At 73.2% G+C, this 14,902-nt stretch carries 10 protein-coding genes; 3 read left to right on the top strand and 7 right to left on the bottom strand.

Features of this window, described 5'->3' with window-relative positions; genetic code table 11:
* Positions 1-5: 5 nt before the first annotated feature.
* From IE257_RS08345 to IE257_RS08320, 6 genes are all read right to left on the bottom strand, one after another.
* Complete coding sequence (locus IE257_RS08345; protein WP_189966328.1) at positions 6-1,022, bottom strand: serine/threonine-protein kinase; 1,017 nt, start codon at positions 1,020-1,022, stop codon at positions 6-8.
* Between the two features lie 227 nt (positions 1,023-1,249).
* Positions 1,250-1,816: a hypothetical protein gene (locus IE257_RS38870; RefSeq protein WP_189966326.1), complete on the bottom strand. Its 567-nt coding sequence runs from the start codon at positions 1,814-1,816 to the stop codon at positions 1,250-1,252.
* Between the two features lie 136 nt (positions 1,817-1,952).
* Complete coding sequence (locus IE257_RS08335) at positions 1,953-2,435, bottom strand: hypothetical protein (RefSeq protein ID WP_189966324.1); 483 nt, start codon at positions 2,433-2,435, stop codon at positions 1,953-1,955.
* Positions 2,436-2,586: 151 nt separating this feature from the next.
* The gene (locus IE257_RS08330; protein WP_189966322.1) at positions 2,587-3,189 is read right to left on the bottom strand and encodes a hypothetical protein; all 603 of its coding nucleotides are present in this window, start codon (positions 3,187-3,189) and stop codon (positions 2,587-2,589) included.
* 713 nt (positions 3,190-3,902) lie between these two features.
* Complete coding sequence (locus tag IE257_RS08325; RefSeq protein ID WP_189966321.1) at positions 3,903-4,577, bottom strand: hypothetical protein; 675 nt, start codon at positions 4,575-4,577, stop codon at positions 3,903-3,905.
* Between the two features lie 142 nt (positions 4,578-4,719).
* Complete coding sequence (locus IE257_RS08320) at positions 4,720-7,068, bottom strand: WD40 repeat domain-containing protein (protein ID WP_189966319.1); 2,349 nt, start codon at positions 7,066-7,068, stop codon at positions 4,720-4,722.
* A 255-nt stretch (positions 7,069-7,323) separates the two neighbouring features.
* Between IE257_RS08320 and IE257_RS08315 the strand changes: the two genes are divergently transcribed.
* The 3 genes from IE257_RS08315 (at position 7,324) to IE257_RS08305 (ending at position 11,864) form a co-directional block, all read left to right on the top strand.
* Positions 7,324-7,449 (top strand): class III lanthipeptide, encoded by a 126-nt coding sequence (locus tag IE257_RS08315; RefSeq protein ID WP_189966317.1) that lies wholly within the window; start codon positions 7,324-7,326, stop codon positions 7,447-7,449.
* 111 nt (positions 7,450-7,560) lie between these two features.
* Positions 7,561-10,293, top strand: coding sequence for a class III lanthionine synthetase LanKC (lanKC, locus tag IE257_RS08310; protein ID WP_189966315.1), 2,733 nt, complete (start codon positions 7,561-7,563; stop codon positions 10,291-10,293).
* Positions 10,290-11,864 (top strand): ATP-binding cassette domain-containing protein, encoded by a 1,575-nt coding sequence (locus IE257_RS08305; protein ID WP_189966313.1) that lies wholly within the window; start codon positions 10,290-10,292, stop codon positions 11,862-11,864. Before lanKC ends, IE257_RS08305 begins: the two co-directional genes overlap by 4 nt.
* A 26-nt stretch (positions 11,865-11,890) precedes the next feature.
* On the opposite strand, the gene IE257_RS08300 is transcribed toward IE257_RS08305, so the two are convergent.
* The gene (locus tag IE257_RS08300; protein WP_268251388.1) at positions 11,891-14,842 is read right to left on the bottom strand and encodes a helix-turn-helix transcriptional regulator; all 2,952 of its coding nucleotides are present in this window, start codon (positions 14,840-14,842) and stop codon (positions 11,891-11,893) included.
* Positions 14,843-14,902 lie beyond the last annotated feature (60 nt).

Raw genomic sequence — 14,902 nt, 5'->3', positions numbered from 1 at the left:
GCGGCCTACCGGCCGCCGGGCAGGCCGTAGAAGACGGGCCGGGCCCAGACCGGGGGCTCCTTCGGGGGCGCGGAGTTCCCCGGAGCACCGGGGGTACGGGAATTCTCCCGCGCAGGCGGATCGGCCGTACGGCCGGTGCCGCCTCCCGTGGCGACGCGCAACGCGGCCACGAATTCGAGACAGGACCCGTAGCGGTCCTCGGGGATCTTCGACAGGGCCTTGGTCAGCACGTCGGCGGCGGCGGGAGCGATTCCCGGCCGCCTTTCCGTGATCGGGGGCGGGGGGTCGTACTGGTGCGCCCACAGCAGCGCCGCGTCCTCCTCGCGCTGGAAGGGCGGCCCGCCGGCGAGGGTCTCGTAGACGACGCACGCCAGGCTGTAGAGGTCGCACCTGCCGTCCACCGGCCTGCCGGAGATCTGTTCCGGCGCCATGTAGTCGAGCGTGCCGACGAACTCCCCGTCCGTGGTGAACCCGGTGAGCGCCAGCGACTTCTTCGTCAGCCCGAAGTCCGTGAGGTAGATGTGCTCGGGGTGCTCGCTGTCGGTGCCCGCGGCCACCAGGATGTTGCCGGGTTTGACGTCCCGGTGCACCAGGTCGTGGTCGTGGGCCGCGTCGAGCGCGGACGCCACCTGGGCGGCGATGCGCAGCGCGGTCGCGACGGGCAGCGGACCCTCCCGGTCCAGCAGTGCGCGCAGGTCCAGGCCGGAGACGTAGCGCATGGCGATGTAGAGCACGCCGTCGGTCTCACCGGCTTCGAAGATGGGCACGATGTGCGGGTGGTCGATCGACGCGGCCACCCGCGATTCGTGGGTGAAGCGGCGTCGGAAGGTCTCGTCGCGGGCGCGTTCCGGGGCGATGAGCTTGAGCGCGACCGTACGGTCCAGGCGCAGGTCCTTCGCGCAGTAGACGACGGCCATGCCGCCGCGGCCGATCATGCGCTCCACCCGGTAGCCCGCGATCCGCTTCCCGATGAGACCCGAGGCGCGACCCGCGTACACGCTGAGGTTGGAGACCTCGCTCATCGGACGCCCCACTCACCTGGCCGTACGACGCCGCCGGACGCGGCGGGCCGCTCTTCCTATCTGGAAGTCTATCGATGGGTCCACGCGAATGCCCGGTCCGACCGGATCGGCACACGCATCCCGGGCGCATCCCCCGCACATACGCATCGCGCACGGTGACCGGCCCCGTCGGGGCCGGTCACCGTGCGCGATGCGGTCGGTCGTGGTCGTCGTGGTGGCCGCTCGGGTCAGTCCTCGTCGAAGCCGCCGGCGCCGCCGGCCCCGCCGAAGCCGCCGGTGACCCCGCAGCCGATGCCGAGGCAGAGGCCGCCCTCGCCGCCGGTGCCACCCTTGCCGCCGTCACCGCCGGGCAGCGCGTTCCCGCCGGTGCCACCGGTCCCGCCGTTGGCGCTCCCCTTGCAGGAGCCGGCGCAGATGCCGCCCTTCCCGCCGGTACCGCCCGTGCCGCCCGGCACGCCGGTGGAGCCGGTGCCGCCGTTGGCGCTCCCGTTGCAGAGCCCGGCGCAGATGCCGCCCTTGCCACTCGTGGAGCCGTTCACCGTTCCGTTGCACTTGCCCGCACAGATCCGGTCGCCGACGCGGACGCTGCCCTTGTCCACCTTGATGCTGTCGAGCACCGCCCTGCCGTCGAACCGGCCCCCGCCGGGATGGGAGTCACCGGCGGCGAACGCGGGAGCCACCTGACCGGTTGTCGCCGCCGGCGCTGCCGTGGCGACCGGTGCCATGGCACCCGCACCGATCAGCGTGGCCGAAATGACGAGACCGAGACGAAACTTCGTGGACCGCATACGCATGAGATTCTCCCTTGCCTAAGAATTGCTTTCCGTATCGAGTGGCCCGATCCCTGTCCGGCCGGCTGTTCCCCGAGATTCGTCGGCGCCCCGGCCTTCTGCAGGCCGGGGCGCCGCGGCGGTGCGCCTGCGTTCTTCGTCAGGGGCGGCTGTCCGCCATGAGCGCGAACCAGTCGCCCTCGACGTAGTACTTCTTCCAGGTGTCGATCTGCTTGTCCGAGATCTTGTACTTGTCGGCGATCTTCTTCGTCATCTCGTCCGGCTCGTCGGCCGCCAGCACGATGAGTGCGATGCGCACCTTGTCCACCACGGTCAGGTCCGCCTTCGACTTGTCGGGCAGGTCCTCGAACTTGAGGCAGCCCACTCCGCCGGGCTGGCCGGGCTCACCCGGCTGACCGGGCTCGCCGCCCCGGCCGCCCTTGCCGCCCTCGCCGCCCTTGCCGCCCTTGCCGCCGGCGCCGAAACCGATGCAGTGCTCGGGCTGGTCGGCCGGGGCCGAGGCGCTGAGGCCGGTGGGGGTGTGGGACTGCTGCGACGCCTGCGCGGCGCACGCCGTACCGGTGACGAGGGCCAGAGAGGCCGTGACCAGGATGATCGGACGCTGCCAGGACTTCGTGAACATGGCGTGGTTCTCCGTTTCCGCAAATACCGAGGTGGGGGGATCAGACAGGGTGAGAGGGGGGGGTGGGGAGGGTGGAGGCCCGAAGGCCTCCACCCGTTGAGCCGGGTACTGCGGTGTGTGCGGTGTGTGCGGTGTGTGCGGTGTGTGCGGTTTAGAAGATGCTTCCGCCACCGGCGCCACCGTTGCCGCCCAGGCCACCGATCAGGCCACCGAGGCCGCCGTCTCCGGCCTTGCCACCGTTGCCGCCGTTGAAGATGCCGAAGCCGCCGTTACCGCCGTTACCGCCCTTACCGCCCTTGAGGAAGCCGTCGCCGCCCCCGCCGCCGCCACCGGCGTTGCCGCCCTGGAGGACGCCGAAGCCGCCGTTGCCGCCGTTACCACCGGCTCCACCGATGCGGCCCTCGCCGCCACCGCCGCCGCCGCCACCGGCGCCGCCGAGCAGGAAGCCGTCCCCACCGGTACCGCCGTTACCGCCCTTGCCGCCGGTGCCCGTGACGCTGCCGCCACCGGAGCCACCTGCGCCACCGGCGCCACCGACGAGCCCGCCGGTACCGCCCTTGCCACCGTCACCTCCGGCGCCTCCGGCGTTCGGGAGGACCGTTGCCACGTGGGAGGCCACGGGGGCCGCGGAGGCCATGGACGCCGGGAGCAGGACACCACCGGTGACGACAGCAGCCGCGGCGGCCAGGGTCGCAATGCGGAAGCCGCGACGGGTCGGACGGACAGTGCTGTTGGTGTGCATCTTGCGGTTCATGACTTTCTCCTACCGAATGAAGGGGGATATGTGACCGTCCCGGATTTCCGGGGCGGTGCGGATATGAAGGAGAGAAGTGATCCTCGGGGAGGATTTCGGTCTCTTCCGTCTGCCTCGTTTTGTTTCCGGTGAGGCCCGCACCACAAGTAAGCCCCGGGGGCCACATCCGGGTCATGTTCCGGAATCTCGGGGCTTGACACGCTCATAAACACCGACTAAAAGCGCCCGGCGGCGTCATCAGCGCAGCCGGCCCTCCAGGGCGCGAGCCTCCGGGACCGGGCCTCCGGGGCGCGGGCCTGCGCGAGGCCCGGGGCGTACAGCCGGGGGATCTCGGCCGCGACCATTCAGGAGGCCGACGGCTGCCGGCGGTGGCGCCGGTGCCGCCGGGCGCAGCAGCGCGACGGACTCCTCGGTCACCTTCAGGGCCTCGGCGCGCGGTCCCGGCCGGGACAGCACCACGCCGAGCGGGATGAGGGCGCTGCCGAGCGGCGCGCGGTGGGAGGGTTCGCGCGGGCGGGCCTGCGGTACAGGGCCACCGGCTCGCGGGTCGTGGTGAGCGCCGGCTTCGACAGCGCCTCGCAGCGGAGCAGCGGGACCTGGGCGAGCAGGGCGGCGAAGCCCCGGCCGCCGGGCCCGCCGGTCCGCCCCCGAACCGGCCCCGGCCCTGGGTACGGGCAGGGGCGCGGGCGGGGGCGGGGGCGGGGGCGGGTGGGTCAGCGGGGTTGGACGAAGGTGCGGCCCTGGTGGGCCGCGGCGGTGCAGGATCGCTTCTCCGCGGCGGTCATCTTGCGGGTCTTCACCACCACCGCGTTGCTCTTGCCGTCCGTGCCGTTCTTGGCCGGGCTGGTGATCGTGTCCTGGAAGAACCAGTAGTAGTGACCCCACTTGGGGCTGTCGTAGTGGGTCTGCCAGGTGCCGGAGACCCGCTGCATCACCTGGGCGCGCGAGATCCAGCCCACCTCGCCCGGCTTCACCGTCATATTGAGCGAGCTGCTCTCGGAGTGACTGCTCGACCAACTGTGGCTGTAACTCGCCGTTACGCTCAGGTCGACGATGCCCGCTATCTTGCCTCCCGCCGTGACGGAGACTCCCAGGGAGTCGGTGGAGCCCACCGTGTCGTCCCACGTCATCGACTGGGTGGAGTCGGACGTGCTGCAGTTGAACAGCGAGTTCGACACCTGGCGGAGCTCACCCAGGTACGCCTCCCCGAGCCGGGGCGAGTTGAACGTGCACTTGCCTTCGCCCGAGGCGCAGTCGGCCATGAGCAGCTGTCGTGTCGGCTGGTCGGAGGCGGACGCCGGAAGGGCGGTCGCCGCCGCGACGGCGCAGGCCGCCACCGTCATGGTCAACGCGCGGGCCGCATGGCGCCTGACGCGGTGTGTGGTCATCGTGGAACCTCTCACGTGCTGGGGGGATCGGTGAACCGCCGTACGACGGGCGCGAATTCACTCGCCGCCCGCCGCGCGTTGGATCACCGCCTGTTGCTCCTGAGATTCTCCCGACCGACCGGAGGGGTACGGTCCGATTGAGTCAACCTGCCGCCGGACGCAGCAGCGCCACCTCCGGGCCGAAGCCGGCCATGAGCCGGCCGCCCGGGGCGGCCGCCAGCGCACCCACGGCGAGCGGCAGCACGTACTCGTTCCCGGCTTCGCTCCCCGTGACCAGGTCCCAGCTCCGCACGGTCTGTCCCTGACCGATGGCCACCACGGGCCGCCGGGCGTCACCGGCGGCCCCGGCGCCCCCGCCGGTGACGGCCATCGGCCCGTTCGGATCCGCGTGACCGGTCCGCACCCCGCCGATCTGCCGCATGGCCGCCAGGTCCCACAGGCACACCGTCTTGTCCCGGCTCCGGCTGACCGCGGCGGGCCGCCCGTCCACCAGCACGGTGGCCACCGAGGTCACCCAGTCGGTGTGGCCGGTCAGGGGTTCACCGATCTGCCGGCCGGTGCCGAGGTCCCACACCCGTACGGTCTTGTCCCAGCTGCCGGTGACCGCGACGGGCCGCCCCGCCAGCTCCGCGGTCGCGACGGCGGTCACCCGGCTGGAGTGGCCGGTGAGCGGCTCGCCGACCGCCCGGCGAGTGGCGGGGTCCCAGACGCCGACGGTGCGGTCGGCACCCGCGGTGACGAGGACCGGCCGGCCGGCCAGGACCGCGGTGGCCAGGGCCAGCACCCGGCCGTGATGGGTGGTGACTGTCTCGTGCGGGTGTCCCCCGCCCACCGGATCCAGCAGGTGCAGCGCGTCGCCGGAACCTGCGGTGGCGACCAGCAGCCGCCCGTCGACCACCGTCGTGACCATGGCGGTCACCTGGCCCTCCAGGCCCGTCACGGGGGCCGTGACCTGCTGCCCGGTGGCCAGGTCCCAGACCCGCACGGCGCGGTCGGCGCCTGCTGTGACGGCCACCGGACTCCCGTCGAGGACGGCCGTGGTGATCGCGCAGACCGTTCCGGTGTGCCCGGTGCGGGGCGGGCCGTCGCCGTGGACATGGGTGAGGTCCCAGGTCCGGAGCGTGTGGTCGGCGCCCGCGGTGACGGCCACCGGCCTGCCGTCCAGCACCGTGGTGGCCACGTCGTGGACCGTGCCGGTGTGGCCGGTCAGGGGCGGGCCGACGGGCTTCCCGGTGGCGCGGTCCCGTACCGCCACCGTGCCGTCCTGCTCCACGGTGAGGGCGATCCGATCGCCGCTGCCGCCGCCGACGGGACCGTTGACGCTGACATTGACGTTGCCGTTGCCGTTGCCGGTCCCTCGGCCGGAGACGCGGTGCCACAGGTCTGCGGCCTGCTCCTGACCGGGCGGGAAGGCGGGGACCGCCTCGCCCGCACCGGTGCTCCGCATCACGCGCATGCCGTTCACGCGCTGCCGGTCGTCCGTCAGGTCCCAGATGCGCAGGGTCCCGCCCGCGGCCGAGTCGGTGGTGAGGGCGACCGTACGTCCGTCCAGCAGCGCGGTCTCCCGGGCCCGGTGCCGTACCAGAGCGCCGTTCTGGCGGGCCAGCGCCAGCGGGCCGATGAACCCGGGCTCCTCGACATCCGACCCGACGGCGACGACGCGTCCGTGCACCACCGTCACGGTGGTCACTCCGGGGACCTCCGTCCCGTCGGACAGGGCCGCGGCGGCCGAGGGGGTCGGGGCCGGCTCTCCCGTGGCCAGGTCCCACAGCCGGCGCTCCTCCCCTGCCTCCCCGGCGGTGGCGGCGAGCACCCGCCCGTCGAGGGTGACGGTCCGCTCCACCGTCAGCGACCGGGCCAGCTGCTCGCCGGTGCCCAGGTCCCACACCCGTACCTTCCGGTCCACGTCGATGTCGTCGACCGTGAGGACGACACGGCGGCCCTCCAGCACCGCGAGGCCGGCCGCCGACGGGAAGGCGCCGACGCGGCCGCCCGTGAGCAGGTCCCACGCACCCAGGGTCCCGTCGGCCCCGAGGGTGAGCAGTACCCGGCGCCCGTCCAGGACGGTGCTCTCCACCAGCCTGACGAATTCCCCTGCCGCACGGCCCGTGGCGAGGTCCCACACGAGGACCGAGTCGTCGCCGTGCAGGGTGAGCGCCACCGGCCTCCCGTCGGCCTCCGCCGTGGCCACGGACAGGACCTCGGCCGTCACCGAGGACACCGGGTCGGTGCGGCCGGTCACCGGATCGTGGAGCTGCTCGCCCGTCGCCAGGTCCCAGACGCGCACCGTGTTGTCCCGGCTGCCCGAGACCACGACCGGTCTGCCGTCGACGATCGCCGTGGCCACCGACCGGACCGGACCGGTGTGGCCGCCCAGGGAGCGCAGCCGCCGGTGGTCCGGCACGGGCCCGTCGGCCCACTGCACCGTCCACCGCTGGTCGGGCAGCGGGGCGTTCACGTCGTCGGGCGCACCCGCGGAGGTCTCAGACATACCGCCGAGGCTAGCCACCCGGTCTGACAACGCCCGTCGCTACCACACCGCGGCCGCCGGCCGGAGCGTGCGGACCACCACCATTGTGCCCGGTGCGGGACGGCCCTCCGGTGGGGGGCGCGGGCGGAGATTATGCGGGGCCACCGCCCATGTGCGGGTGGAGCGGATGGCGTTGAGTCGGAACTGCCGATCGGCCGGCAAGGAATCGACAACAGCGCGCGACCCGCGCACTCGACCTTCGAGGAGGTGATCCGGATGAGCGTCCTCAAGCTCCAGAACATGGAGGCCCGCACCACGCAGAGTGCCGCCGCCACCGTCAGCCTGACGAGCAGCAGCAGCGACTGCTGCAAGTCCCCGCACCAGCCGCACGACCCGAACTGACCCGGCGGTCCGTGCGTGGGCTCGGCGCGCCCCCGCACGGACCCACCGTTCCCGACGGCCGCTGCCGCAGCCGCTGCTGCCGGCGGCCCCCGGACGATCACAGAGGCTGACATGCGCAACGAACGCTGGGTCTACCGCTTCCTCTTCGCGTGGAACGACACACTGTTCTTCGACCCGCTCGACGTCTCCTACGAACCGAACGCGGACCACTTCCTCGCCGCGTTCGACGAGCGGGTGCGGGCCCGGTTCGTCCGCAGCGGCATCTGGTGGAGCCACCGGCACAACCAGAACCTGCCGGCGCAGGGCTGGAAGATCCACATCTCGTCGAGCCACCGCCACGTACGCGAGGTCGCCACCTCGGTGATCGGCCACCTGACGGAACGCGAGATCGATTTCAAGATCGCTCTCGACCTCAATGTCTTCGAGATGCTCAACTCCAAGGCCATCTCCCGGGGCAGCGGCGGCAAGCTCGTCACCGTCTACCCGCGCGACGACGACGAGTTCCGGACGTGCCTGGCCGACCTGGCCCGGCTCCTGAAGGGCATCGAGGGTGCCTACGTCCTGTCGGACCTGCGGTACCGGGACAGCAAGGCCCTCTACTTCCGCTACGGCCAGTTCCTCGACACCCACGCCGTCGACGTCCTCGGCCGCAGGCTGCCGCGGATCCTCGGTCCGGACGGACCCGTCCCCGACGACCGGCGCCCGGGCCATGCGCAGCCCTCCTGGGTGCCCTGGCCGTTCGACGACTGGCAGCCCGCCGGCGAGGAGGAGGGGGACGACGGCCTCCTCGGGGGCCGCTTCCGGGTGACCGGCGCGATCCAGTTCTCCAACAGCGGCGGCGTGTACACGGCCGAGGACACCGAGGACGACGACCGCCCGGTGGTGCTCAAGGAGGCCCGCCCGCACACCAACGTCAACCCCCGTCAGGACCACGACGCCGTCGACATCCTGGGCCGCGAGTGGATGTTCCTGAACCGGCTGGCCGACGTCGGTGCGTACCCGGCGCCGATCGCGCGGTTCCGGCACTGGGAACACCACTACATCGCCGAGGAGTTCGTCGACAGCTCCGACATGCGCTCCGTGCTGCTCGAACGCAATCCGCTCGCGCGACCGGGGTTCGACATCGAGCAGTCGCGGGAGTACCTGCGGATCTTCCTCGCCGTCTTCCGCGGGCTGGCGCACGCGATCCGGGCGGCCCACGAACGCGGCGTGATCCTGGCCGACTTCACCGCCGCGAACCTGCTCATCGACCCGGACACCCACGAGGTGACCATCGTCGACCTGGAGGCCTGCCGGCTGGCCGGGTCCGCCGGCGAGAGCGGGCGGAGCGGCGGCAGGAGCCCCGGCGAGGGGGCCGAAGCCGCGCTGGAGAAGCCGGTCGAGCTCTACACCCCGGGCTTCAGCCTCTCCCGCAACCGCTTCAAGGCGTACGGGCCGGAGGGCGACCGGTACGCCCTCGCCTCCACCATGGCGTACTTCGTCTTCCCGATCGCCGCCATGTCGTACCTGCGCGAGGACGTCCTCGACCTGTACCGCATCTTCATCACCGAGGGACTCGGCTGGCCGGCGCGGGTCCACGAGCTGATCACCGACCTGGCCCGAGACCGGATCGACCTCGACGGCGTACTGAAGGCCCTGGAGGACGAGGCCGACCTGCTCGACCGGGTCGAGACCGCGCCCGAGCGCCCCGTCGTCGAGGAACGCCTCGCCCTGGCGGAGGCGGAGGCGGCAGTGGGCTCGTTCGTCCTGGCCACCGCCGACACCGGCCGCGCCACCCTCTTCCCCGTGGACCCCTTCGCCCACGTCACCAACCCGCTGAGCCTGGGCTTCGGGGCCACCGGGGTGCTGTGGGCCCTGAATGCGAGCGGTATCCCGGTCCGGCCCGAATGGCGCGCCTGGCTGAGCCGCAAGCTGGCGGGCATCGATCCGGCCCGGTACCCGGACGGCCTGATGAACGGCCTGTCCGGCATCGCCTGGGCGGCCGACACCCTCGGGCTCGGCATCCAGGCGCGGGAGCTGCTGGCGCAGGCCAACCGGCGCGCGGTGGAGAAGGGCGACCACACCTTCTACTACGGCCTCTCCGGGGTCGGCATGACGAACCTGCGCTTCTTCCTGCGCAGCCACGACCCCCGCGACCTCGCCGCGGCGCAGGAGTGCGCGCAGGCCCTGTGCGAGACGGTGCAGCGCGACGGCGGGCGCGCCCACTGGCTGAACGAATTCTCCACGAAGGGGCCGCTGACCGGGCTGGGCTTCGGGCAGGCCGGTGTCGCGATGTTCCTGCTGCGCATGCACCAGGTGACGGGAGAGGCCCGGTACCTGCGGCTCGGTCGGGAGGCCCTCGCCTGGGAGATGGCCCACGCCCGGCCGATCGACGACGACGGCGGCCCGGTCATGTTCGAGCACGAGGGAACCATGGAGCCGTACGTCGAGGTCGGTTCCGCGGGCGTGCTGAAGGTGCTGCTGCGCTACGGGGACCTGGACGCGGCCCGCACCGTCCTGCGCGGGCTGGACGTCCGGTACTCGGTGATGCCGGGGTACGCCTTCGGCATGGCCGGGGTCGCCGACGCGCTGCTGGACGCGGCACGGTTCACCGGCCACCGGTCGTACCGCGATACGGCGCTGCGCCAGCTCGACTTCGTCCGGAGGGTCTTCCTCTTCGAGCCCGCCGAACGCTTCGGGCTGCCGCGCACCGACGACCGGCCGCCCCTGCTGGCCCTCCCCGGTGACGGACTGCTGCGCTGCTCCACCGACTACCTGACCGGCTCGGCGGGCGTGCTGCGGGTGCTCCACCGGGTGAACCGGGGCGGTCCGGCCGACTTCCTGCTGGACGAGGTCGGGCGGTGAGGCAGCTCTGGCGCACGCTGCGGGGGCACCGGCTCCCGTTCGTGGTGATCCTCGCCGCCGAGGTCACCACGAGCGGGCTGGAGGCCCTGCTGCACCCGCTGCTGCTGAAGGCCCTGTTCGACGAGGCGATCCTGACCGCGGACCTGCGGCGCTTCCTGGTCCTCGGCCTCACCTACCTCGCCCTCGGGCTGACCCTCAACACGACGGGGTACTGGATCGCGTGCCGGCGCAAGCGGTTCGAGAACGCGTTCACACTGGTGCTGGAGACGGAGCTGCTGGGCCGCGCGCTCGGCCTGGACGGCCGGAAGGTGTCGCGGGAGGGCAACGCCTCCTTCGTCAGCCGCATCCACAACGACGTCGCGCAGGGGGTCCTGCCGGCCGTCGACGTGGCCCTGCGCATCGCGCGGCAGGCGGTCACCTCGGCCGTCTTCCTCGGGGTGCTGCTGTACCTGTCCTGGCAGGCGAGCCTGATCCTGCTGGTGATCGTGCCGCCGCTGGTGTTCGTCAGCAACCGGCTCGGCAGGCGGATCGAGGCGAACACCGGCCCCGAACGCGAGGCGGAGGCCCGGTACGTCAACACGCTGACCCGCACGCTGGAGGCGTTCTCCGCCCTGCGCGGTCTGCCGTCGCTGCTGCCGGGCACCCGCGCCGCGAACCGGGACGCCCTGAGCGCCTTCCTCGGCCTCACCTTCGTCAACTTCCGGCTGGCACAGCGCCAGCGGACCCTCAGCGACCTGGTGATGAACCTGTCGGACACCGCTTCGATGATCGTCGGGGCCTTCTTCGTCTTCTCGGGCCGGATGTCCTTCGGCAGTTTCCTCGCCTTCGTCAACTCGCTGTGGCGGGCGGTGAACGGGATGTTCGACCTCATCAACATGATTCCGCAGGCCCGCCGGAGCACCGCCGTCCTCGAACGGATCGAGTCCCTGCGGAAGTCCCGGGAGACCCCCTACCACGACGAAGGGGCCCTGGTACGGGTCCACGGGGCCCGCGTCGTGTACGGCGGGGCGACCGGGCCGGCCGGGGCGGAGACCGGGTCCGGTGGGAGCGATGTGGCCGGGGTGTCGATCGAGGCGTTCGAGCTGCGCGCCGGCGAGCACGTGTTGCTGCGCGGCCCCAACGGCTGCGGGAAGACGACCCTGCTGCACATCATCTCCGGGACGCTCGCCCCCGACGCCGGCTCGGTCACCCTGCCGCCCCGGGTGGCGAGCCTGACCGCCCCGGTGGACCTGCCTCCGCTGCTGGTGCGCGACCTCGTCCCCGACGAGGGGCTGCGCGCGGTGCTGGGCCTGGCGGCGCAGTCCGGCCAGCTGCCCTCGGAGCTGTCCTCCGGCCAGCGCCAGCGCGTCGCAGTGGCTGCCCTCCTGTGCGAGGACGCCGACGCCTACCTCGCCGACGAGCCCTTCGCGAACCTCGACGACCGCGGCAGGGAGCTGGTGTTCGGGCTGCTGCGCGAGCGGACCGCGGGGCGCGCCCTGCTGGTGGTGCACCACGGGGACGAGGACCTCGACGGCCGCTTCGACCGGGTGGTGACCCTGGCGGCCCGGCACCCGCTGGCCCGTCTCTCGTAGGGGTGCCCCGCCGGCCGGGCCGGCCGTCATGCGACCAGGTCGCGGGCGGCGGTGGCGAAGGCCGTCCGGTTCGGGTGGCCGGTCTTCTGCAGGAGGTTCGCCACGTGCTTCTCGACGGTGCGCAGCGAGATGTGCAGCCGGCCGGCGATGTCCTTGTTGCTGATCCGTTCGGCGACCAGCCGGGCCACCTCGAACTCCCGGACGGTGATCCCGCACCGGCGCAGGTCCGGCGGGACCCGCTCGGTGCCCGTACGGCGTTGCCGGACCGACGCGCCCATGCCGCGCAGCAGGGCCCGGCTGGCTCCGGCGACCGCCTGGAGGCCTGCGTCGTGGAAGTACTCCTCCGCCTCGCGCAGCCATTCGACGGGTGTGCCCCAGCCGTCCTCGTACGCCGACTGCGCGATCAGGCGCAGGGACAGCCGGCGTGCCACCGGGAAGAGTCCGGCCGCCTCCAGTGCCTTGCCCGCGGCGGCCGTCGCCTCGTCCGGGCGGCCCTCGCGGCCGAGCAGCACGGCGTCCGCGAGGCCGGTGAACTGGTGGTTCCAGCGGGTCCCGCTTGCGCTCGCCCGCGCGACCTCGGTGTGGTGGCGCCGCCCCATGCGTCCGTCGAGCACGCCGAGCAGCAGGATGATGCCGTGCTTGCCGAACCCGCCGATCGCGGGGTTCTCCGCGTCGTAGGCGAGTGCCTGCGCGAACTCCTGCCCGGCCGCCTCGTGCCGCTCCTCCAGCAGCGAGCAGATGGCCCGGGCCAGCCCGTACGACATCGCGCGCACGCCCGGCGCGGCGTCCAGCAGCGGGGCCAGTCGCTCCAGCGCCCCGCGCATCTCGGCGCGGCGGCCCTGGTGCGCGTACCGTACGGCGTCGGCGAGCCTCAGCATGGCCAGTGGGCGGCCGAGGCCCAGCCGTGAGGCGTCGGCCGCGGCCTCGCGGATCCGGTCGCGGGCCTCGTCGAACCGGCCGTGCTGGATGCGGTCCAGTGCGAGGACGAAGCCCGTCTCGTGGGCCAGCGGCAGCAGGCCCATGCGCAGGGCCTCCTGCCGGGCCTGTTCGATCCGGGTGGGGTGGCCGTCGTGGCTCGCCGCCACCATGGCCAGGTGGACGTCGGCGGCCATCCGCGGTACGGGGAGCCGGCGTGCGAGGGCGATGGCGCGGGCCCGCCGGAAGTGGGCCGCGGCCGTCGGCTCGTCCTCTTCCGCGGCCAGCCGGCCGAGCAGCAGCAGCGCCCGGCACGCCGCGTCGGGCAGGTCGACGCGCTGGGCGGCCTCCAGTGCCCGGTGGGCGTAGCGGGTGGCGGTGCGCAGCCGGTCGGGGGCGAGCCGGCTGAGTTCCACCTGCACGGCGCAGAGGTCCACGAGGGTGGCGTACTGGTCGGCGGGGTGGCTGCCGAGCAGCGAGCGGGCGATGTCGAGGTGCCACAGGGCTTCCGCGGGGCGGCCCGTCAGGGTGGCGATGTCGCTCAGCCGGGCGTGCAGTGCGGCCCTCCGTTGGGCGGGGATGTCATGTTCGCCGCCGTCGCCGCCGAGGGTGTCCAGGAGGGCGGCGGGCGCGGGCAGCCGGTCGAACCGCGCCGAGCGGGCGACGGCGTCGAGCAGCCGCTCCAGCACCGTGGCGTGCAGTTCGGGCGCGGTGCCGGGTTCGACGAGCAGGTGGGCCCGGGTGAGCAGTTCCACCGCCCGGTCCGCGGTGCCCTCGCCGGTTGCGCGCCCGGCCGCCTCGCAGTACAGGCGGATGGCCTCCGGGGTGTCGCCGGCGTGCTCGTGCAGCAGGGCGGCGTGCTCGCACCAGGCTCCGGGCAGTGCGGGGTGGAGGTCGGTGAGCGCGCGCGCCGCCCGCCGCAGGTACCCGGCCCGCTCCCCCGGTCCGAGATCGTCCAGCAGGGCTTCGGCCGCCAGCCGGTGGCGGAAGGCGTACCACTGCGTACCGGGCCCCTCCGGCGTGATCAGGTACGAGGCGACCGCGGCCCGGAGCACCGCGGACAGCTCGGCGTGGTCACGGCCGATCGCGCGCTCCAGCACGGGCAGCGGGAAGCGGGGCCCGAACAGGGCTGCCATGCCCAGCAGTTCCACACCGAGCGGGCCGAGCCGCTCGGTGCGGCGTCGGACGTCGTCCGCGACGGTGGGCGGTACGGAGGGGGGCCGCGACCCGTGGTGGGCGGGGCGGCCGCCGAGGTCGTGCACGAGTTCCTTGACGACGAAGGGGATTCCGGCACAGCCGTCCACCGCCCGGTGGACCAGGTCGGGGCAGACCTCGGCCGGGGGGACGCGCAGTTCGGCGGCGATGAGCAGGTGCACGTCGGGGCGGCTGAGGGGGCCGAGTTCGAGCACGGCGGCGGCTCCGCGCAAGCGGGCCCGGGTGGTCAGCTCGGCCGCCTCGCAGGGTGCACGCCCGGTGACGAGGAGCAGGACGGCCGGTTGCTGCGCGAGGTTGTCGAGGAGGTACTCGACGACCGCCAGGGTTCCGGGGTCGGCGTCGTGCAGGTCGTCGAGGACGAGCAGGCAGCCGCGGTGTTCCCCGACGACGTCGAGCAGGCGCAGCATCGTCTCGGCGACCATGAGGTGCGAGGCCGCGTCGGCGTCGGCGGCCCGGGCGCCGCCGAGCAGCCGGGCCAGGACCGGTCCGTAGCGGCCGAGTTCGTCCGGCTCGGGCAGCAGGCCGGCGCGGGAGAGCAGGAGCAGGGCCTCGACCAGTGGCCGGTAGGGGACGGGCGGGCCGACCGCGCTGGCCCGGCCCCGTACCGTGACCATGCCCGTCTCGGCGGCCATGGCGAGGGCCTCGGCGGCGAGCCGGGTCTTGCCGACCCCGGGCTCGCCGGTGACGAAGAGCGCGGCGCCGCGGCCGGACCGGGCGGCGGCCAGCGCGATCATGATCTGCCCCATCTCCGGTCCGCGCCCGATGAGTTCGCCCCGTCTGGGGTGCGGACTGCCGTTCGGACCCGCGGCAGTACAGTCCTCCGGCAGCGCCGGCCAGAAAATGGACACCGGCTCGTCCCCTTTCCGGCGGGCCGTCCGAGGCGCCGCCGGGGGTGACAGTAGGCGCGG

The sequence above is a fragment of the Streptomyces avidinii genome, assembly GCF_014650695.1.
Lineage (GTDB): Bacteria > Actinomycetota > Actinomycetes > Streptomycetales > Streptomycetaceae > Streptomyces > Streptomyces avidinii.
The sequence above is the reverse complement of the archived record's forward strand: the minus strand, read 5'-3'. Positions and strand labels throughout refer to the sequence as shown.